Here is a 19,237-nt window from a genome sequence, read left to right as displayed (position 1 = left end):
ACTCATTCAATCGACAGGCAAGCCATGACGAGTATCCAGGACCGCGTCGCGACAGCCGTGACGCCCGAACTGATCGCCGCGTTCCGCGAAGAAGGCGCGGTATGCATCAAAGGCATCTTCTCGCCCGACGAAGTGGCCGCGCTGCGTGCCGGCATCGACGCGAACCTCGCGCGGCCCAGCGAGCGCGCGAAGGTCGCGAGCCGGCCAGACGACCCGGGCTGGTTCTTCGAGGACTTCTGCAACTGGCAGCACAACGACGCGTACCGCGACTTCATCGCGCGTTCGCCCGCGCCGTCGGTGGCCGCCGCGCTGATGGGCACGCAGACGGTGCGGCTGCATCACGATCACCTGCTCGTGAAGGAGCCAGGCACGCGGCAGCGCACGCCGTGGCATCAGGATCAGCCGTACTACAACATCGAAGGCGACGACAACGTCAGCATGTGGATTCCGGTCGATCCGGTGCCGCTCGAATCGACGCTGGAATTCGTCGCGGGTTCGCACCGGGGGCCGTGGCTGATGCCGCGCACGTTCATGGACAAGGAAGCGAAGTGGTTCCCCGAAGGCAGCCTCGCCGACCTGCCCGACATCGAAGCCGACCGTTCGGCGTTCCCGATCCGCCGCTGGGCGCTCGAGCCGGGCGACATGGTGTGCTTCCGGATGCTGACGCTGCACGCGTCGGGCGGCACGCAGAACCGCCGGCGCGCGTTCTCGATCCGCTTCGTCGGCGACGATATCCGTCACGCACCGCGCCGCTGGAAGACGTCGCCCGATTTCCCCGGGCTCGCCGACGAACTGCCGGACGGCGCACCGCTCGAGCATCCGCTGTTTCCGGTCGTGTGGTCGCGCGGCGCGGGGCAGGTCGGGGCGATCTGAGCGACGCGGATTGACGACGCCATGCTAGATCACGCGCGCGATGGCCGTTGCGCGATGAAGCGGCCGCCGCGCGTGATCGCTTTCGCGCGTCGGGGCGGGTTCAGGTCTGGTGCCGCCCGGCGCCGGGCTTGAAGCGCGAGCCGAGCCGATAGCGGTTGCCCGGATGCAGGAAGTGCACGAAGGTGACCGGCAGCCCGTTCGTCCAGGTGCGGCGCGTGAGCGTGAGGCACGGCTCGTCGGCGCGCATGTCGAGCAGGCGCGCCTGTTCGCCGGTCGGCAGCGACGCGTCGACCACGTGCTCGATTTCCAGTTCGTAGTGCGACACGTTGTTGAACAGGTATTCGGACGGCGGCTCGACCTCGAAATCCTGGTCGATGAATTCCGGTGCCGCGGCCGGATTCACGTAGCGATCCTCGAGCTGGATCGGGCGGCCGTTTTCCTCGTGCACGCATACCACGTGAAAGACCGGCGTATTGACCGTCAACCCGAACGCGGCCGCGACGTCGAACGACGCGGGCTCGCGCGACTGGCTCAGCACGCGGCAGCGATACTCGTGGCCGCGCGCGCGGATCTCGTCGCGGATGTGCGCGATCATCAGCAGGTTCGACTGCGGTTTCGCCTCGGCGACGAAGGTGCCGACGCCCGCGATGCGCTTCAGAACGCCTTCCTCGGTCAGTTCACGCAGCGCGCGGTTGACCGTCATGCGCGCGACGCCGAATTGCGCGGCGAGATCGAGTTCGGACGGAATGCGGTCCCCGGGGCGCCAGTCGCCCGCGTCGACATTCTGGCGAACGAGCGTCTTGATCTGCTGGAACGGTGCGGTGGTCTTCGTGACCATCGGTGGATCCTCGGGGAAAGGCAACCGCGAAATTCTATCCCGGATCAGGTCGCGGACAGTTCGCGAACGTCGGCCGTCGGCGCCGAACCAAATGCGTCGCTCAGCGCATAGCCGATCAATTGCCGCGCGGCCGCGTCGGGTGTCGACAGCGCGCCGCTCGCCTTCAACTGCTCGAATTTCTCGCGCATCGGGAAGTTGGCTTCGCTGGTCGCGCGAATGGTCGCCTGCATGCCCGTATCGACGACACCCGGCGCGACGCTGCAGATTCGCACTGCGCGGTTCGCGTCGAGGGCGACGGCGCGCGCGTGATGATCGAGCGCTGCCTTGGTCGCGCAGTAGACGCTCCAGCCGCCGTATGCGTTGCGCGCGGCGCCGCTCGACACGTGCAGGATCCGGCATTCGGTCGGGGACGATGCCGCCTGCACGAGCGCGGCCGACAGCATCAGCGGCGCCGCGACGTTCAGGCCGACCGCGCGCGCGATGAGCGTAGGGTCCTGCGCGTCGAGCGGGCCGATCGGATCGACGATGCCCGCGTTGTTGAAGAGCAGCACGATCGATGCGCCGTCGACGAAGCGGCGGAGCGTGCCGCCTGCCACCCAGGCCGCGATGGCCGATGTGTCCGACAGGTCGAGTTCGATTTCGGCAAAGCGATCGCCGGCCTGCGCGGCGAGCGACGGATGACGGCCGCGCGACATGCCGAGCACGGCGACGCCTTCCAGCAGCAGTTGTTCGGCGAGCGACGCGCCGAGGCCGCGCGTGTGTCCGGTGACGATGGCGCGCACGTGCGGCGCTGAGGTGGATGCAGTCATGGCGGTGAACGAGTGAGCGGATGAACCGAGTTGACGCTTGGCGCGCATGGGTGGCAGCACGGCGTGCGGGACGGGCGCTGCGCGGTGCTCGCATGGCGCGCGAAGTCGCGCCGCGTGCGGCGCCGTATCTCAAGGTGAACGCGTATCGTAGCGCCGGTCCACCCGATGCGCAAACGCGGTGCGACGCCACGCGCGGGCGCGGTGCGTGAATTCGCGACGTCGAACGCATGTGCCGCCGCGCGCCGCCGCACGGCCGATACGTTGGACGAATGCGGGCTGCGGCAAGTCCGCACGCCACGGCGGCGAGTGGCGCCGGGCCGCACGTCGCGAGCTATCATATGGCTCGCCGGTTCGCGACGCCGGATGGGCCGCGACCGTTTTCCTTCACTTGCTGCACGCTGCGACGCACCCATGAACACCACGCCGGACATGCCCACGCCACGCGCCCTGCGCGAACTCACGCCCCTCGAGGCCCGCATTCTCGGGGTGCTCGTCGAGAAGCAGCACACCGTGCCGGACACCTATCCGCTGTCGCTGAATGCGCTGACCTCGGGCTGCAACCAGAAAACCGCGCGCTCGCCGGTGATGAACGTCAGCGAGGATGAGGTCACGACCGCGCTCGACGGGCTCAAGCACCTGAGCCTCGTGATGGAAGGGAGCAGCAGTCGCGTGCCGCGTTTCGAGCACAACATGAACCGCGTGCTCGGGATTCCGAGTCAGGCGATCGCGCTGCTGACGATCCTGCTGTTGCGCGGCCCGCAGACAGCCGCCGAACTGCGCCTGAACAGCGCACGCCTGCACGGCTTCGCGGACATCTCGTCGGTCGAGGCATTCCTCGACGAACTCGCGGCGCGTGCGCAGCCGCTCGTCGTCCGGCTGCCGCGTGCGCCCGGTGCGCGCGAGAATCGCTGGATGCATCTGATGTGCGGCGAGGTGAGCGCCGCCGAATTCGCCGGTTCGGATGCGGGTGGCGGCGCGGATTCCGTTCCGCCGTCCGAATTCGAGGCGCTGAAGGCCGAACAGAAACGGCTTGCGGATGAAGTGGCGCGGCTGAACGCGCTGGTTCAGCGGATGGCGAACGAACTCGGGATCGACGTCGATACCCCGGGCGACGCCGGCTGACCGCCCGCCCGCGCCAACTCGACACCGGCGAGGATGACGGCGCGAAGGGTGGCGAACGCGCTTCCCGACACCGCTCTCCGCGCGTCGCTGCCGCCTCGCGCGAGTGCCATAATCGAGCCTGCACATCATTCCAGACGTCTCCCGGAGAATCACCATGCAGAACCTCGACAATCCTTCCCACGATCGCGAGGTAGGCGTTGCCGACGCGACGCAGGACACCACGCGCATCGACGACGTGCGCATCGGCGCCGTGCGTCCGCTGATTTCGCCGGCGCTGCTGCAGGACGAGTTGCCGGTGCCCGCTGCGACGCAGACGCTCGTCGAGGATACGCGCCGTGCGATCGGCGACATCCTGCACGGCCGCGACGATCGGCTGCTGCTCGTCGTCGGCCCGTGTTCGATCCACGACCACGACCAGGCGCTCGACTACGCACGCCGCCTGAAGGCCGCCGCCGATGCGCTGAAGGACGACCTGCTGATCACGATGCGCGTGTACTTCGAGAAGCCGCGCACGACGGTCGGCTGGAAGGGCTACATCAACGATCCGCGCCTGGACGGCAGCTTCCGCATCAACGAAGGGTTGCGCGCGGCGCGGCAGCTGCTGCTCGACATCAATGCGCTCGGCCTGCCGGCGTCGACCGAATTCCTCGACCTGTTGAGCCCGCAGTACATCGCGGACCTGATCGCGTGGGGCGCGATCGGTGCGCGCACGACCGAGAGCCAGAGCCATCGTCAGCTAGCGTCCGGGCTGAGCTGCCCGATCGGCTTCAAGAACGGCACCGACGGCGGTGTGCAGGTTGCGTCGGACGCGATCGTCGCCGCGCGCGCGAGCCATGCGTTCATGGGGATGACGAAGATGGGCATGGCCGCGATCTTCGAGACGCGCGGCAACGACGACGCACATGTGATCCTGCGTGGCGGCAAGAACGGGCCCAACTACGACGCCGAGCACGTCGAGGCGAGCTGTGCCGTGCTGCGCAAGAGCGGGCTGCGCGAGCAGGTGATGGTCGATTGCTCGCACGCGAACTCGAACAAGTCGCACGAGCGGCAGATCGACGTCGCGCAGGATCTCGCGCGGCAGTTGGGGCAGGGCGAGCACCGGATCGTCGGCGTGATGGTGGAGAGCCATCTCGAGGCGGGGCGCCAGGATCTGAAGCCGGGCGTGCCGCTGCAGTATGGAGTGTCGATCACCGATGCGTGCCTGAGCTGGACGCAGACGGAGCCGGTGCTCGATGTGCTTGCCGAGGCGGTCAGGCATCGCCGGGTGTATTCGCGTAACGCGTGATGTAATGGCGGCGGACCAGCGCCCGCCGTCGCCACGTTCGATGCGTCGACGGAGATCGGCCGCGCGAGCGTTCATTCCCTCCCTCCCGAATGCGCGCCCGCTGCGGCAACGCATCTATCTCACCATTCACGCGGGCGGCCTGCCCGGTGCATTACCCCCTCCTTTCCTGATGGTCATATCGGGCGACTCGATGGTTCGGACGAGTCCAACATGTCTTCCGCCGATGTTTACTGCGCAATGCGCGAGATGGCGCGTAGCTCGCGGAGGTTTAGTAATTTGACGACATGATCGTGAGCAATCGACGCATTTGTCGCCGCTTTTTGGCTGATTCCTATATTCGGCCTTCGTCCCGTTTGTGAAAATACGAGTCATCTGATGCGTTGAGGTAGCCGACATGCCTGACACGGTGCTGGCTGCTCAAGAACTGCCGCATCCATTAACGGTTGTCTGAAATGGCTTGAGCGAAATCGGGCAGGTCGTCGAATGTGAAATGAACTTTTAATTATTAAGTCATGCGAATCGAGTCAAAGGAAAAGTCCCGTGTGGGAATGGTGTTGCTTGCCGCGATCGCGATGTCGCTTGCCTCATCGATCGCCAACGCGAACATGACCGTCTATCCAATGGCTGCATCGATAGGATCTGGCGGGAAATCGGCGGCGCAATTGCGCATCTATTCGAAATCCGAAACGACGCAGTACGTGAAGGCAATCGTGAAGCGCGTGATCGATCCGGCAACACCTCACGAGCGCGAAGTGAGCGGCATGACTTCCGGCGACGACGCGATCGTGATCTCACCGGCGAAGTTCGCACTGCCTGCCGGCGGGACGCGGCTCGTTCGCGTGATTCCGTTGGGCGTGCCGCAGAAGGAAGTGCTTTATCGCGTCTATCTGCAGCCCGTTGCAGCGCCGTCCGACGCCGAACCCGGCACGGCGGGCGATGTCTCCGGTCAGGTGAACTTCAGTCTCGTGTGGGCGCCGCTCATTCGGGTGTTGCCGAAAACGGCGTTGCCTGATCTCAAGGTGTCGCACGGCTCGCTGACCAATACCGGCAATGTCCGGATCGGATTGCTCAAAGTCGGCGCGTGTCAGTCCGAGCGGGACGAATCGTCATGCCAGTGGACGAAGTTTGAACGCAGCGTCTACCCCGACCAGCAATTCAAGCTGGACGGGCTGCATCCCGCACCTTACGTGCGGATCAAATATCGGGTGGAGGGAATGTCGGATGTACAGCAGAAGGTCGTGCCCACGCATTCCATCAACACGATGAGCGGGTCGAGCGCGAATACCGAGACCCCACCGGGTCGAACCATTGTTTCAACCAACCAGGGAGATTAACCCATGCTGAAATTCGTTCCGATCGCCGCCGCTGCGCTCATGTCGATGTCGGCTTACGCCGTGCAGAAGGACATCACCGTGACCGCGAACATCGACACGACGCTCGAGATGCTGTCCGCGGACGGCTCGGCGCTGCCGGCGACCGTGCAGATGCAATATCTGCCGGGCTCGGGCCTTCAGGCTACCGAAGTGAACACGAAGATCTTCACGAACGACAAGGCGAAGGATCTGCAGATTCGCCTCGCGGCCGAGCCGTCGATGAAGAACCAGACGAACCCGGGCGCCCCCGGAAATTCCGCTGTCCGTCAATCTGGGCAGCACCGAGCTGAGCACCACGGCAGCAACGCTGAAGGCTTCGGAGATCTTCACCGGCGAACTGGCGCAAGGCTCGAACGTGCTCGCGCTGTCGATCAAGCAGAAGAAAGCCGAAGCCCTGACGGCGTCGGGTAACTACCAAGGCGTCGTCAGCGTGATCGTCACGCAAAGCGCTGCGTCGGGCGGCTAAACCCGATCGTTTCACTCGCGGGCGTGCCTGACAGGCGCGCCCGTTTCTTTTTCTCCTCCTTTTCGTTGTCTCCAACGCCTACTCGTCATTCACGATCCCATTCGATCTCAAGAGGACTGTCGTTGCATGCCTCAGCGCGCTGTGTGTAGGTGACTTCGTGTCGCCCGCATGCGCCGCATCGGCTGTGCCGGCAGGCTTCGAGGACATCGTGACAGGAAGCGAGGAGCGCATCGACGTCAATTTTCTGGGCGAGTCGCTCGGTTTGTTTCGCGTGTTCGTGACGCCGGGGACGATTCGCTTCGAGGAACCCGCGCGATTGCTGATGGCGCTTGGCAAGCATCTCGACCCGACGAAGGACGTGTCGCAGATCGGTGATGCGCTGTCGAAGCCGATGGCGCGCAACGGCAACCTCGCGTGCGGCGGACAACCCGGCGTAAATGGTTGCGGGTATGTCGAGACCGACAGCGCGGCCGTGATCTATGACGACAGCAACGGCAGCATCGAGCTGTTTCTCTCGCGCGACTGGCTGACCACGGAAGAGCGCGACCGCCGTTTCCGCGAGCCGTCGCCGATGACGGAGAACGCGCTGATCCATCAGCAGACGATCAACCTCTCCGGCGGGCGCGGCTACAAGAGTTTGTCCGTGTCGGGCACGGGCGCGCTCGGTCTTACGCCGAACAGCTTCATCGGCGGCAACTGGGCCTGACGACGGAAGTGAACGACGCCGGCGCTCAGTCGGCCGTGGGAGCCACCAGCGTGACCGAAGGTCTCGGCAAGCGCACGCTGTTCATGGTGCCCGGGCAACTCGCGATGCGCGACGTCAAGGCGAAGGTGACGTACACGTACGTCGGCCAAGCGTTCTCGGCGGGCGGCATGCCGCTGTCGGACAGCGTGATTCTCAACGGCTCGATGCCGCCGCTCGATGGCGAGGGCGGCTTCGTTGCCGAACTCGACCACAAGGAAGACGAGCTGTTCGTCGTGGACGGGCCGACGCTGATGCGGTGCCCGTTGCACGTCGAGCGCCGTCAGGATGTGCTGATGATGGTCGGCAAGGTGCGATGCGAAGTGGCCGGGCCGGATGCGCTGCCCGATGCACTGCGCAAGCAGGCACGCGTGCAAAAGCTACTGCAGCAGCGCTATGTGATGTCGTCGGTGCGGGCGCGGACGGCGGGTGTGGATGACGCGTCGCAGTAAGTGATTGGACATGGCCGGACCGGTGCGGGCGACTGATCTGCCTGCGTCGTGCCGGACGTTGATCCGCTTGATGAATTAGAGATCAAGATGCCGGTCGCGGCATCACCTTTCCCGGAGCAGGTGCGCATGCATTGCTTTTCGCCGCGTGGGGTACAAGCACGGTAATCGCCGTCGCGCAGTGGCACGGACGAAGCGCGGAACCCTAGGAGATATCGATTCAAATGACACGAGCAAATAAATCTCACTGGCGGGCCATCTTGCTCGCCGCTACGCTGGGGACGATCTCGCTCGATGCGTCGGCGGCCCTCGAGGCGCCTGCCAACCGCAACGATGCCGTTGAAGCCACGCTGGATCGAGGTGCGCCGCAGGGAGACGTCATGATATTCAACGGCGCATCCGGCGGCTACGACACGACGGATTACCTGAAGTGGGGGAGAAATTCGTGGACGTGCCAGTCGGCCACCACCACGACGATGGGTGCATGCGCGACCGAGCCGATATGGGAGATGGCGGGCAACTCGTCCACAATCCGGCTTTCGTTCAAGGAGGAAAAGACTGGCGCCACAGCCGTGCTGAATCTTCATGGAGCAAGTGCTTACAGTCGCCACGTCGATTGCAACGGCAACGCCAGTCCGGAAATCGTGTCGGCCGCGCGAACGCCGATCGAGATGGCGGCGGTCGGTATCATCGTGGGAAATTGCGAATTCACAGGCTGGGACGGGCGCAAACTCTTCGTCAAGATTCCGGCCTCGGAGCTGAAGAACCTCCCGTCGGGTGGAATTTGGAAGGCGAACCTTCAGTTGAACCTGAGACTATGGAGCTCGAACACCGCTTCGACGCTCGCCGTCTTCAAAGCAGCAATCAAACTGAACGTCACCGACAAGAACAACATTCAGGTCTACCTGCCGGAGTTCACGAATGCGACGCCCGTGGTCGACCTCAAGCTGCGCACGCTGCCGAACGGCAGTCGGCTGAGCGGCACGTCGGCCGTCGACATGTGCCTGTACGACGGCTACAACTCGCGGAGTACGTGGTTCGACGTTACCGCGAGCGACGGCCTCACGATCGACCGGCGCGACAAGGGCAGTTATTCCGTGCTGCTGGAGTCGGACAAGAGCGGCGCGTATGCGTCGCGCGTCGATTACAACGCGAGTCTCACGTACGCCGGCAAGAAGATCGTGTTGCCGAACAAAGAAACCGTCCGGCTTCAGGGCGTGAACAACAGCGCGGGGCGGACGGTCTCGTTGCCTGGCATTCCGGTTCCGGTCGTCTGTACGCCTACGCCGCTGACGCTTGATACGCCCGAATTCCAATCGGTATGGAAGCGTCCAGGAAAGTACCGCAACAAGTTGACGATCACGTTCACACCGTCGTCGGCAAATCTCTAGCGCTTGCGAATCCGTTGAAGCGTGTTTCCGGCGCGAGATGCTCGGAATCCAGCCAGGTTCGGCGGACCGTCGCGGGACGTTGAAAACGACGTGCGCCATCGCGTGGTGCTCGTCGTTGATGAGCGCGTTGGCTTGGAGCGCGACTCGTGGGAGTGGAGAGAGGCCCGTCCGACCTGGCGGCACGCTCGACCGTTCCGACATCGTGCCTAGCAACCGCGTCGCCGAATGAATCTACAAGACGCGAGACGGACCGCCTCCTGCGCCATCAAGAACAGCCCGTATCAATTCAGAATCGCTGGCCGCTCCCATCTTCTTCATGGCACTGCACTTTTGCGAACTGACTGTCTTGATGCTTCGCCCGAGATGCGCTGCTATATCCTTCACAGGCAGACCGCTCATAAACAATCGGACAACCTCGCTCTCTCGCGGGGTCAGTCTTCTCGAATACGTATCGGCATATTGGATCGTCTCTGCGACTCTGGGCGACCAGTAGTTCCCACCACTGCAGAGCATGCTCGAATATATCGCGGGGGCGACATGCTCGATCGGGTCTGATTTTGTCAATATGGAAGATACTTGCAGGGCTGCCAGTTTGTGCAGTTGCACGCTTCCGGTGCCTAACGTAAGTGCGACGATTTTGATAGTCGGAAATTTGCGGGTGATGTGCCTGAAGAGCTCAATTCCGCCCGGTGTGCCATGACATGGCGCCAGCATGTCGGATACCACGACATCGCACTTTGTTTTTCCCAGCGTGTCGACCAGCTGGGCCGCGTTCCTGCATACGGCCACCACTCTGATCGAAGGAGCAGTGCGGAGAATGTTCTTGACACCTTTGATGGATACCGGGTGGTTGTCGGCGACGATGACACGGATTAACAGATCAATCATACGGATACCCATCGATTCCAAAAAAACGCTGAGTCGCTAAACCATGTGATCGAAATCGTGGCTTCTCCAAAACGCCCCTTCTTGGATTTCAAGCCGATAAACACCGGAACGAGGCATACGGCGGTAAGCAGCGTGATGAGGCGTGCGGCGCGATAAAAACAGTGCGGTGCTCGTGTCGTCAACGCGCGCGACTCGGCATGTGAGAAACGGGACGGTGGGTGGCGACAGGCCACGCAATGCGTTGCGGCGGCATCAACTGCGGAAGGGGCGATCGAAGCGCCGGAGAGCCTCGCTCTGGAATCCCGCGTAATCGCGGTAGACAGACGGGCGATCGAGTGCGTAAGGGTTATGCCGCCTGCAATGCGAAGAGTGACGAATGTCTTCAACATTGTTAATGATTTCACTCCATGGCCGGATCGCTGGCCGGTGTGTGTGCGGAATATCGGCGTGTGGCGTCTTGAGAGAGCGTGCCAAGTTACGGAAAAGCGCATATCTGGCATTGCTTGTGATGGTCAGACTGCAAGACGATTGAACAGTGTCCTTGATGAATTTGGTGCGACGAAAGTCAGTATGCAGACGTGTACGCCACATTTCTATCTGACAAGTCAGGTTTTGCGCGGCGCCTTTGAGTGCGCCGCCGCGGCCGCATGAAGATACTGTGTGATGCCAAGCTTTACTCGAGCGGAAAGTGCCGACGCAGAGAAACGAGCTTCGAATCGAAATACGAATATCCGTTCAGGCCGAAATTGGCAACGCGCAGGCAGACGATGTGCTGCGACGGTCGTCCGTGCCACCGCAGGTATTCCCGAGCGGACATCAGGATCAGACTGCACTCGAGCCGAAGGTTTCGAATGCGAGCACACTTACAGTCATACCAGTTCAAGAAGACAGAGGCGAGCATGGTCGAGTGGCTCGACGCGGGAGTTTTTTAGGACGATTCCTATGTCAAGGCGAGGCGGACAAGAACATCATGTCGACAATCTCGAGCTTGAAAAGATCTGATCGACGGCCAGCCGGATTCCTTCAACGTTACTGCGGAATGCTCCATGGGAGTGCGATTTGAACAGTACAACTTAGGACAATTTCCGAATTCCACATCGTCCCTGTCCGCCAAATTCGATCAGACTTGGTGACTGATCTGGAGGGAGCCTCCATGCGTGCCGATACACGTATCAACATACTCATTGCCGACGATCATCCGTCAATTCTTGCCGGTATCAGAGCGGCGTTGCAGAACCTGAGAGACTTTCGAATCATCGGAGAGGCCAGCGATTCGACGGGGATCGTCGAGCTGCTTTCCCGAAATTCGTGCGATGTGCTGGTGACCGATTTCGATATGCCGGATGGCAAGTACAACGACGGGTTCACCATGATGACTTACCTGCGGTCGCACTTTCCGGATCTTCCGATCATCGTGTTCACCGCGCTGAGCGGCAGGAATCTGACAGAGAAACTGATCAGCGCGGGTGTCAAGGCAGTCGTCGGCAAGGGCGACGACACGAGGCATCTGGTTGCCGCCGTCAGGGCTGTCCATGACGGCGAAACCTATTATTCACCCACCGTTCGTCGCACGCTGAACGAGGCGAACGACGGGCGCAAACCTCGGGACCTGACCAAGAGCGAACTCGAAGTTTTGCGGCTTTATATTTCCGGGATGTCGGTTGGCGAAATCGCAGCGCGATTGAACCGCACCAAGCAGACTATCAGCTTGCAGAAATCCATGGCCATGCAAAAGCTCGGTGTCGAGCGGGACGCCGAGCTTTATCAGGTCGTGTACACGTCGCAACGAGTATTGCCGGACATCTATTAAACCGGCAATGACGGCGCATGTGCTCAAGGTTCCGCACCGCGCGCCACTGCCCCGGTACACGATCTTGCAGGTACGAATCGGATCGATCGACCGCAAAAATTAGGACAATTCCTAGGGCATCTGTCTGAAATCGGAATGGGTCAGCGGTCGATTCGCGTATCGTCAGATAGAGTCGATGCATCTGCAATCATCAACCGACGGCGCACGCATGCATGGCCACCGATGCACATGCTCCGGCCGCCGTATCGTACATGGAAGGACGTCCCGTCGCGTACTGCAACGCACCGCGCCTGCTCTGGCGCGCATTATTCCTTTGGCTCGTTGCCTCATCGATGCCCGCGAGCGGCGCGACCGCCTGCTGGAAACCAACCTTCACCGACGAGGAGCTTCGGTGGATGCGCGCGCATCCTGTGGTTCATATCGCGGTCGAGGCGAACTGGCGTCCCATCGAATACATGCGCAACGGCAACCATGCCGGCCTCGTCGCGGGGTACCTGAACGCAATCTCGAAAATGACGGGGCTGACGTTCCGGACAGTGCCGGGCACGGAATGGGGCCACGCGTACGATGCGCTTGCATCGCGCAAGGTCGATCTGCTGCCGGGCGTGTGGCGCGAACTGGTGCCGGACCGCGTCGGCGCTGGGGCGCTCGTCAGTGCGCCCTACCTGGTGGGGCGGCTGACCGCCGTCACGCGCAACAACTCCGCGATGATCTTCAATCTGAAGCGGCTCGAAGGCAAGCGTGTCGCGATCAAGGGGCGCGGCGCGGTGGAGTATTTCACCCGCAACAGCGGCGTGATGCTCGACGTGCTCGCGTTCGACACCGAGGAGCTCGCGCTCGCCGCGGTTGCCAGCGGCGAAGCCGATGCCGCGCTTGGTGTCGACGTCACGATTCTGCCGATCGTGCAACGGAAGTTTCCCGGCCAGCTTTACATGTCGGGGATGCTTGCAGACCGCCCCGTATCCTTGGCGATGCTCACGCGGGCGGACCTGCCGATCCTTGCATCGATCATCGACAAGTCGCTCGCGGCCATTCCCGTGAGCGAGACGGCGGAGATCACCCGCAACTGGGTCGAAATGGCCGATTACGGCAAGCCGACGATCCGTTCTATCCTGCATTACCGGGCGCCCCAGGTGTTCGCGATCGCTGCCGCGCTACTGGCGTTCGCGGCGCTCGCGTGCCTGTCGTGGAGGTCGCGCGTGGCCGCGATCCGCAGCGAGCGCGACAAGGCGAAGTTCCTCGCGTTCGTCAGTCACGAAATCCGCACGCCGATGCATACGATCCTGTCGTCGCTGGAATTGCTGCAGCGCTCGCGATTGACTGGGCAACAGGCGAATCGAGCGGATGCGGCGATCTCGGCATCCGAGACGCTCCTGACCCTGCTCGACGATATCCTCGAGTATTCGCGCCTCGAATCGCGCAAGGTCTGGCTTGCCACGCAGGCAGTCGAGCTCGAGGCGTGGGCTCGGCAAACGGTCGACATGGTGCGCTGGCGTGCCGACGAGAAGATGCTGGAACTGGTACTCGACATTGTTTGTCCGTCGGCGGTGCGAGTTGCAATCGATCCGGTCCGTGTGCGCCAGATCGTGCTGAATCTGCTCGTCAACGCAATCAAATTCACGTCCGCAGGCTCGGTGACGCTGCGCATCGAGTATGTGTCGGGTCGCCACGGGCAAAATGGCACGCTGACGCTCGAGGTTCGCGATACCGGCATCGGCATTGCGTCAGAGCGTCTCGAACACATCTTCGACGCATACTGGCAGGTGCCCGGCTCGCTTCAACAGGAAGTCGACGGCAGCGGGCTTGGTCTCGCGATCTGCCGTGAACTCGTCGCATTGATGCATGGGACGATCACCGTCCAAAGCGAGCCGCACACCGAAACGACGATGACGGTTCGATTGCCTGTCGCGACAGTGGACGAGCCGTTGCCGGCGCGGCCTGCCACATCGATGCCCGTACTCGTCGACGCACGGCCTGGAAACGCGCATCCCGACTCGCCACGCATCCTCATCGTCGACGATCACGAAACCGTGCAGATCGCGCTGCAGGAGCAATGCGACGAGCTTGGCTGCGTCGGCATCGTCGCTGGCACGGGCGAGGACGCGATGCTGCAACTGGCGCATGGCCGTGTCGACCTCGTGCTGCTCGATGGCGATCTGCCGGACATCGACGGTCATGCACTCGCGAAGATGATCCGTCAGGACGAGTCGGCACGCGAAGCCAGACACGTTCCCATCATCGCAATTTCGGCTCTGTCCGGGGACGCGCACCGCGAGCGCTGCCTCGACAGCGGTATGGACGGCGTGCTGGGCAAACCGCTGCGGCTCGAAACGTTACGGCAGTTGATCGCAATGTGGTGCCCGACTTATAAAGACGTGGCGCTCCCGCCGCCATATGGCGCCGAGGCCGTCAATCTCAGCGCGGTCTATGACCGCGAGGTGGCGAAGGATCTCGATGCGCTCGTCAACGGATTGCTGTCGCGTGATTTCTCGGCAGCAGCACGTGCCGCGCACCGGATCACGGGCGCGTCGCACCTAGCCGAACTGCGCAACATCGCGGAAGTTGCGTCGAATGCCGAATCGAGGCTTCTCGAACTCCAACGCGTGGATCAGGACACGCGGTAGCTGATCAGGGCTGCCGCTTGTGTGCTGGATCGCAGGTTGAACAGCCTCGTGATCGTCGTCAACGAGAATCCGGTCGACCCATTCACGGCAGGTCGACAGAACCAGTCTGCTGCAGTTCATGCGGCGATTGCCCGACGCGGTGGCACGACTCGACAATGCGACACTGGCGATCGGGGAGGAATGCCGAGGCGAGTATCGCAGACTTCGATCACGAGTGAACCGGCACGGCCCATTTGCGGACAAGGGTACCGCCGCGAAACTGCGACATGTCGGTGCTCTTCCGCCCGTTCGGCGCCAACTCGATCTTCCCGGACATCACCGCGTCGCGTGAGCAGGTCGGCGATACGTCATCGACATATTCGAAACCCAGACCGCTGATTTGCGACATCACATCGAGAAACAAAGGCACGACCTCGACGTCCTTCCCGCCTTCGCGAAATTCGAGCGGGCGTCAATGCGTGTCGGCAGAGGTTCGCACGGCCGGATGCGCGGCGATCCGTGCCTTTTACCCGGGCGTGAACTGCGGCGTGTTGCCAACTCCCGCGGGAATCGCGGGCCGCGCATGCCGTCCGGCATGCCGGAGCCGCCGCGAAGGCCGGATCGCATTGCATGGCGTTTGCCACGGCTGCGCGTACATAGGCTGTTTAGCCGGCGGGGTTAAAAATTATCCAGAAAGCCGGTAAGCTAATCCAGACCATTCGTTCCGGTTTGCCACGACAAGAAGGGCCAACCGTTGATAGCCGTATCGCCAGAGAGAAAAAGGGATAGCAATGAGACCAGAGCTCCAGCCGATCCGCGTCGTGATCCTGGACGACCATGCCGTCGTCCAGCACGGGATCGCCAGTTATCTGACGGAGAGGACCGGCATTGAAGTGGCTGCGAGTTTTGCAAGGTCGCGCGACCTGATTGGTTGGCTCGAGTCGAATCATGCGGACGTCGTGCTGCTCGATTACACGCTGGGTCCCGACGAAATCGACGGCCTCAATCTCATCAAGCTGATCAGTACGCGCTTCCCGGATTGCAGGATCTTGATGATGTCGAGCAGCGATACGCCCGCGACCGTCAACATGACCATGCGCGCCGGCGCACTCGGCTTCTTCGGCAAGAGCGAAAATCTGCGCGAACTGGTGCATGCGATTCGAGTGGTCGCAAACGGACGTTCGTACATCAGTGCCGAACTGGCAGACAGGGTGACGGCGAGTGCGGCGTCCGTCCAGAACCTCGCGATACCGAAACCCACACTCGGTGACGACGCACCGGCGGCAGAGTCGGAATCGTCCGTCGATCCGCGCCTGAGCCCGCGCGAGCACGAGGTGCTGCGCTGTTATCTCGCCGGCATGTCGGTGTCGGATATCGCATTGAAATTTTCCCGCAGCCGCAAGACGATCAGCACGCAAAAACAATCGGCGTATCGCAAGCTAGGCATCCGTAGCGATGCCGAATTGTTCTCGTCCCGCAAGCTGCTCGAGAAAGCGTGAGAGTCGTCTGATTCCGCATCTCGCTTGGCATTATTTGCGCCGACATTGACCTTCGTTCATTGCCGCACGTCGCTGTGCCATGCATCCTGATGGCAGCACTTCTCGACTGGCGCTACCATGACACCCGTGTCGCGCTACCCGACGCGCCCCCGTCCGGGCTCGTTGCGCGCACACGCAGCGGCGGCGCGGCCGGCTGCCCGCTGCATCGACGAAGCGCGCGGTGTTCACCGATTCGCCGCCGCACCCGCGCCGCTTCGCTCCCGGCACCAACAACAACCTAATCGGAGTGCAATCAGCATGGCTTTCACCAAGACAATCGTCGCAGCCGCCGTTCTCATTTCGAGCATCAGCGCGCATGCGCAGATCGCGGGCGCCCAGCCGCTCAGCGTCACCGTCGAGCAATCGCAAGCGCTGCTCGAGGGCTGGAGCGTGAAGAAGAGCGTGCTCGGCAAGGCCGTGTACAACGACCAGAACCAGAAAGTCGGCACGGTGCGCGACCTGATCGTCGCACCTGACGGCTCGGTGTCGGCCGCGATCGTGTCGGCCGGCGGCTTCCTGGGCGTCGCGGCACATGACGTCGCGGTGCCGATCGCGTCGCTCGATGTGCGCAACGGCAATATTTATCTGCCGGGTGCGACGAAGGACGCGCTGAAGGCGACACCGGCGTTCCAGTACGCGAAGGTGCCGGCGCCGCCGAAGCCGAAGAAGCTCGACGACAAGCACTGATCCATATGGCCCGGCGCGCGACGCGCCGGGCGCGGCCAACCGCAGCAAGTGCCCGGCCGGACGTGGATCCACTACGGGCGAATTTCCGGGGCCCGCACCTCCTCTACGTAATTCTACGTAGCCTCGCATACGTAGTTGTGCGCTTGTAAGCCTCCCCCGTCGCGCGGAATACTACGGCCCACCGCCGTGTCTTCCGCAAGACGCGGCATGACGCATCGACGTCACGCGGGTCCGGCGCCTTGCCGGATCCACTCAAAAACACATTGGAGACCAGGAGACGCCATGAATCGGGCTTCCAGTACCCTGCTCTGGATTGCGGTCGCGCTGCTCGGCGCGTTCGCGTTCGGGACGATCGCACTAGCGCACGGCGAACGCGTCAGCGCACTCTGGATCGTGATCGCCGCAGTCTGCGTATATCTGATCGCATATCGCTTCTACAGCCGTTTCATCGCCAGCAAGGTCATGCAGCTCGACGGGCTGCGGATGACGCCGGCGGTCAAGTACAACGACGGCCTCGACTACGTGCCGACCAACAAGTACGTACTGTTCGGCCATCACTTCGCCGCGATCGCCGGCGCCGGGCCGCTCGTCGGGCCGGTGCTGGCCGCGCAGATGGGCTACACGCCCGGCATGCTGTGGATCCTGGCCGGCGTCGTGTTCGCCGGCGCGGTGCAGGACTTCATCGTGCTGTTCATCTCGACGCGCCGCGACGGCCGCTCGCTCGGCGACCTCGTCAAGATGGAGCTCGGCACGGTGCCGGGCGTCATCGCGCTGTTCGGCGCGTTCCTGATCATGGTGATCATCCTCGCGGTGCTCGCGCTGATCGTCGTGAAGGCGCTGACGAACTCGCCGTGGGGCACGTTCACCGTCGCCGCGACGATTCCGATCGCACTGTTCATGGGGGTCTACACGCGCTACATCCGTCCGGGCCGCATCGGCGAAGTGTCGATCATCGGCTTCGTGCTGCTGATGGCGTCGATCGCATTCGGCCAGACCGTGCACGATTCGCCGACGCTTGCCGCATGGTTCACGTTCAGCGGCACGCAGCTCACATGGATCCTGATCGGCTACGGCTTCGTCGCATCGGTGCTGCCGGTGTGGCTGCTGCTCGCGCCGCGCGACTACCTGTCGACGTTCCTGAAGATCGGCACGATCCTCGGCCTCGCGATCGGCATCCTGGTTGTCGCGCCGGAACTGAAGATGCCCGCACTGACGAAGTTCGTCGACGGCACGGGCCCGGTGTGGTCGGGCAACCTGTTCCCGTTCCTGTTCATCACGATCGCATGCGGCGCGGTGTCGGGCTTCCACGCGCTGATCTCGTCGGGCACGACGCCGAAGCTGATCGACAACGAAACCAATGCGCGCTTCATCGGTTACGGCGCGATGCTGATGGAATCGTTCGTCGCGATCATGGCGCTGGTCGCCGCGTGCGTGATCGAGCCGGGTATCTACTTCGCGATGAACGCGCCGGCCGCCGTGCTCGGCTCGACGCCTGAAGCTGTCGCGAATACGGTCACGCAATGGGGCTTCGTGCTGACGCCCGACATGCTGACGCAGACCGCGAAGGCCGTTGGCGAAACGACGATCATCGCGCGCGCGGGCGGCGCGCCGACGCTGGCCGTCGGCATGGCGCACATCCTGCACCAGGTGATCGGCGGCGAAGCGATGATGGCGTTCTGGTATCACTTCGCGATCCTGTTCGAGGCGCTGTTCATCCTGACGGCCGTCGACGCCGGCACGCGCGCGGGCCGCTTCATGCTGCAAGACCTGCTCGGTACGTTCCATCCGGCGCTCAAGCGCACCGAGTCGCTGCCCGCGAACCTGGTCGCCACCGCGCTGTGCGTGGCCGCGTGGGGCTACTTCCTGTACCAGGGCGTGGTCGATCCGCTCGGCGGCATCAACACGCTGTGGCCGCTGTTCGGGATCTCGAACCAGATGCTCGCCGCGATCGCGCTGGTGCTCGGCACCGTCGTGCTCTTCAAGATGAAGCGTGAGCGCTACGCTTGGGTGACGATCGTGCCGACCGCATGGCTGCTGATCTGCACACTGACGGCCGGCTGGCAGAAGATCTTCGATGCGAACCCGAAGGTCAGCTTCCTCGCGCACGCGGCGAAGCTGCAGGCCGCGGTGGACGAAGGCAAGGTGCTCGCGCCGGCGAAGTCGATCGCGCAGATGCAGCGAATCATCTTCAACGACTACGTCGATGCGGCGCTGGCCGGCCTGTTCATCTTCGTCGTCGTGGCGATCGCGGGGTACGGCCTGCTCGCCGTGCTGCGCGCGCGTCGCGAGTCGAAGCCGACCGTGCGCGAAACGCCGTACGAAACGATGCCGGCCGCGCAGGCGCTCGGCAGCGGACGATAACG

General features: G+C 63.1%; 16 protein-coding genes and 1 pseudogene. 13 read left to right on the top strand and 4 right to left on the bottom strand.

All coding sequences use genetic code 11. From position 1 onward, the window contains the following. The first annotated feature begins 24 nt into the window (after window positions 1–24). Window positions 25–873: a phytanoyl-CoA dioxygenase family protein gene (locus tag WI26_RS26405; protein ID WP_069227691.1), complete on the top strand. Its 849-nt coding sequence runs from the start codon at window positions 25–27 to the stop codon at window positions 871–873. Between the two features lie 100 nt (window positions 874–973). On the opposite strand, the gene hutC is transcribed toward WI26_RS26405, so the two are convergent. Together hutC and WI26_RS26395 are read right to left on the bottom strand one after the other, a co-directional pair. Then, window positions 974–1,711, bottom strand: coding sequence for a histidine utilization repressor (gene hutC, locus WI26_RS26400; RefSeq protein WP_059448894.1), 738 nt, complete (start codon window positions 1,709–1,711; stop codon window positions 974–976). A gap of 44 nt (window positions 1,712–1,755) precedes the next feature. Next, complete coding sequence (locus WI26_RS26395; protein WP_069227690.1) at window positions 1,756–2,520, bottom strand: SDR family oxidoreductase; 765 nt, start codon at window positions 2,518–2,520, stop codon at window positions 1,756–1,758. 411 nt (window positions 2,521–2,931) lie between these two features. Here WI26_RS26395 and WI26_RS26390 point away from each other — a divergent pair, with 411 nt between their 5' ends. The 7 genes and pseudogenes from WI26_RS26390 (at window position 2,932) to WI26_RS26360 (ending at window position 9,348) form a co-directional block, all read left to right on the top strand. Further along, window positions 2,932–3,642, top strand: a complete 711-nt coding sequence (locus WI26_RS26390; RefSeq protein ID WP_059467333.1) for a YceH family protein — start codon at window positions 2,932–2,934, stop codon at window positions 3,640–3,642. 154 nt (window positions 3,643–3,796) lie between these two features. Further along, complete coding sequence (locus WI26_RS26385; protein ID WP_059467332.1) at window positions 3,797–4,927, top strand: 3-deoxy-7-phosphoheptulonate synthase; 1,131 nt, start codon at window positions 3,797–3,799, stop codon at window positions 4,925–4,927. Window positions 4,928–5,475: 548 nt separating this feature from the next. Next, window positions 5,476–6,261 (top strand): fimbrial protein, encoded by a 786-nt coding sequence (locus tag WI26_RS26380; protein WP_269465991.1) that lies wholly within the window; start codon window positions 5,476–5,478, stop codon window positions 6,259–6,261. Between the two features lie 3 nt (window positions 6,262–6,264). Then, window positions 6,265–6,766: pseudogene (gene cblA, locus WI26_RS33345) on the top strand (cable pilus major pilin CblA). A gap of 157 nt (window positions 6,767–6,923) precedes the next feature. After that, window positions 6,924–7,472: a hypothetical protein gene (locus WI26_RS33305; RefSeq protein ID WP_269465990.1), complete on the top strand. Its 549-nt coding sequence runs from the start codon at window positions 6,924–6,926 to the stop codon at window positions 7,470–7,472. 50 nt (window positions 7,473–7,522) lie between these two features. Further along, window positions 7,523–7,960, top strand: a complete 438-nt coding sequence (locus WI26_RS33300) for a CS1-pili formation C-terminal domain-containing protein (protein ID WP_269465989.1) — start codon at window positions 7,523–7,525, stop codon at window positions 7,958–7,960. 221 nt (window positions 7,961–8,181) lie between these two features. After that, window positions 8,182–9,348, top strand: coding sequence for a CfaE/CblD family pilus tip adhesin (locus WI26_RS26360; RefSeq protein ID WP_069227687.1), 1,167 nt, complete (start codon window positions 8,182–8,184; stop codon window positions 9,346–9,348). Between the two features lie 231 nt (window positions 9,349–9,579). On the opposite strand, the gene WI26_RS26355 is transcribed toward WI26_RS26360, so the two are convergent. Next, on the bottom strand, window positions 9,580–10,236 hold the full coding sequence (locus tag WI26_RS26355) for a response regulator transcription factor (protein ID WP_069227686.1): 657 nt from the start codon (window positions 10,234–10,236) through the stop codon (window positions 9,580–9,582). 1,153 nt (window positions 10,237–11,389) lie between these two features. Here WI26_RS26355 and WI26_RS26350 point away from each other — a divergent pair. Together WI26_RS26350 and WI26_RS26345 are read left to right on the top strand one after the other, a co-directional pair. Further along, complete coding sequence (locus WI26_RS26350; protein WP_069227685.1) at window positions 11,390–12,046, top strand: response regulator transcription factor; 657 nt, start codon at window positions 11,390–11,392, stop codon at window positions 12,044–12,046. A gap of 395 nt (window positions 12,047–12,441) precedes the next feature. Next, on the top strand, window positions 12,442–14,670 hold the full coding sequence (locus WI26_RS26345; RefSeq protein WP_269465988.1) for an ATP-binding protein: 2,229 nt from the start codon (window positions 12,442–12,444) through the stop codon (window positions 14,668–14,670). 208 nt (window positions 14,671–14,878) lie between these two features. On the opposite strand, the gene WI26_RS26340 is transcribed toward WI26_RS26345, so the two are convergent. After that, window positions 14,879–15,079 carry a hypothetical protein gene (locus WI26_RS26340; protein ID WP_155768822.1) on the bottom strand — a complete coding sequence of 67 codons (201 nt, stop codon included), beginning with the start codon at window positions 15,077–15,079 and terminating at the stop codon, window positions 14,879–14,881. 361 nt (window positions 15,080–15,440) lie between these two features. Here WI26_RS26340 and WI26_RS26335 point away from each other — a divergent pair, with 361 nt between their 5' ends. The 3 genes from WI26_RS26335 (at window position 15,441) to WI26_RS26325 (ending at window position 19,235) form a co-directional block, all read left to right on the top strand. Beyond that, the gene (locus WI26_RS26335; protein ID WP_069227683.1) at window positions 15,441–16,148 is read left to right on the top strand and encodes a response regulator transcription factor; all 708 of its coding nucleotides are present in this window, start codon (window positions 15,441–15,443) and stop codon (window positions 16,146–16,148) included. A gap of 297 nt (window positions 16,149–16,445) precedes the next feature. After that, entirely contained in the window at window positions 16,446–16,874 is a 429-nt protein-coding gene (locus WI26_RS26330) for a PRC-barrel domain-containing protein (protein WP_069227682.1), read from the top strand. 282 nt (window positions 16,875–17,156) lie between these two features. Further along, the gene (locus tag WI26_RS26325) at window positions 17,157–19,235 is read left to right on the top strand and encodes a carbon starvation CstA family protein (RefSeq protein ID WP_059467324.1); all 2,079 of its coding nucleotides are present in this window, start codon (window positions 17,157–17,159) and stop codon (window positions 19,233–19,235) included. The last annotated feature ends 2 nt before the right edge of the window (window positions 19,236–19,237 follow it).

The organism is Burkholderia diffusa (genome assembly GCF_001718315.1).
Classification (GTDB): domain Bacteria; phylum Pseudomonadota; class Gammaproteobacteria; order Burkholderiales; family Burkholderiaceae; genus Burkholderia; species Burkholderia diffusa_B.
This window is presented reverse-complemented; position numbering and strand designations above follow the sequence as displayed.

Bases quoted from the DNA above. Each gene is read 5' to 3' on its own strand.
- WI26_RS26405 (WP_069227691.1), top strand. From the start codon at position 25: ATGACGAGTATCCAGGACCGCGTCGCGACAGCCGTGACGCCCGAACTG.
- hutC (WP_059448894.1), bottom strand. From the start codon at position 1,711: ATGGTCACGAAGACCACCGCACCGTTCCAGCAGATCAAGACGCTCGTT.
- WI26_RS26395 (WP_069227690.1), bottom strand. From the start codon at position 2,520: ATGACTGCATCCACCTCAGCGCCGCACGTGCGCGCCATCGTCACCGGA.
- WI26_RS26390 (WP_059467333.1), top strand. From the start codon at position 2,932: ATGAACACCACGCCGGACATGCCCACGCCACGCGCCCTGCGCGAACTC.
- WI26_RS26385 (WP_059467332.1), top strand. From the start codon at position 3,797: ATGCAGAACCTCGACAATCCTTCCCACGATCGCGAGGTAGGCGTTGCC.
- WI26_RS26380 (WP_269465991.1), top strand. From the start codon at position 5,476: ATGGTGTTGCTTGCCGCGATCGCGATGTCGCTTGCCTCATCGATCGCC.
- WI26_RS26360 (WP_069227687.1), top strand. From the start codon at position 8,182: ATGACACGAGCAAATAAATCTCACTGGCGGGCCATCTTGCTCGCCGCT.
- WI26_RS26355 (WP_069227686.1), bottom strand. From the start codon at position 10,236: ATGATTGATCTGTTAATCCGTGTCATCGTCGCCGACAACCACCCGGTA.
- WI26_RS26350 (WP_069227685.1), top strand. From the start codon at position 11,390: ATGCGTGCCGATACACGTATCAACATACTCATTGCCGACGATCATCCG.
- WI26_RS26345 (WP_269465988.1), top strand. From the start codon at position 12,442: ATGCGCGCGCATCCTGTGGTTCATATCGCGGTCGAGGCGAACTGGCGT.
- WI26_RS26335 (WP_069227683.1), top strand. From the start codon at position 15,441: ATGAGACCAGAGCTCCAGCCGATCCGCGTCGTGATCCTGGACGACCAT.
- WI26_RS26330 (WP_069227682.1), top strand. From the start codon at position 16,446: ATGGCTTTCACCAAGACAATCGTCGCAGCCGCCGTTCTCATTTCGAGC.
- WI26_RS26325 (WP_059467324.1), top strand. From the start codon at position 17,157: ATGAATCGGGCTTCCAGTACCCTGCTCTGGATTGCGGTCGCGCTGCTC.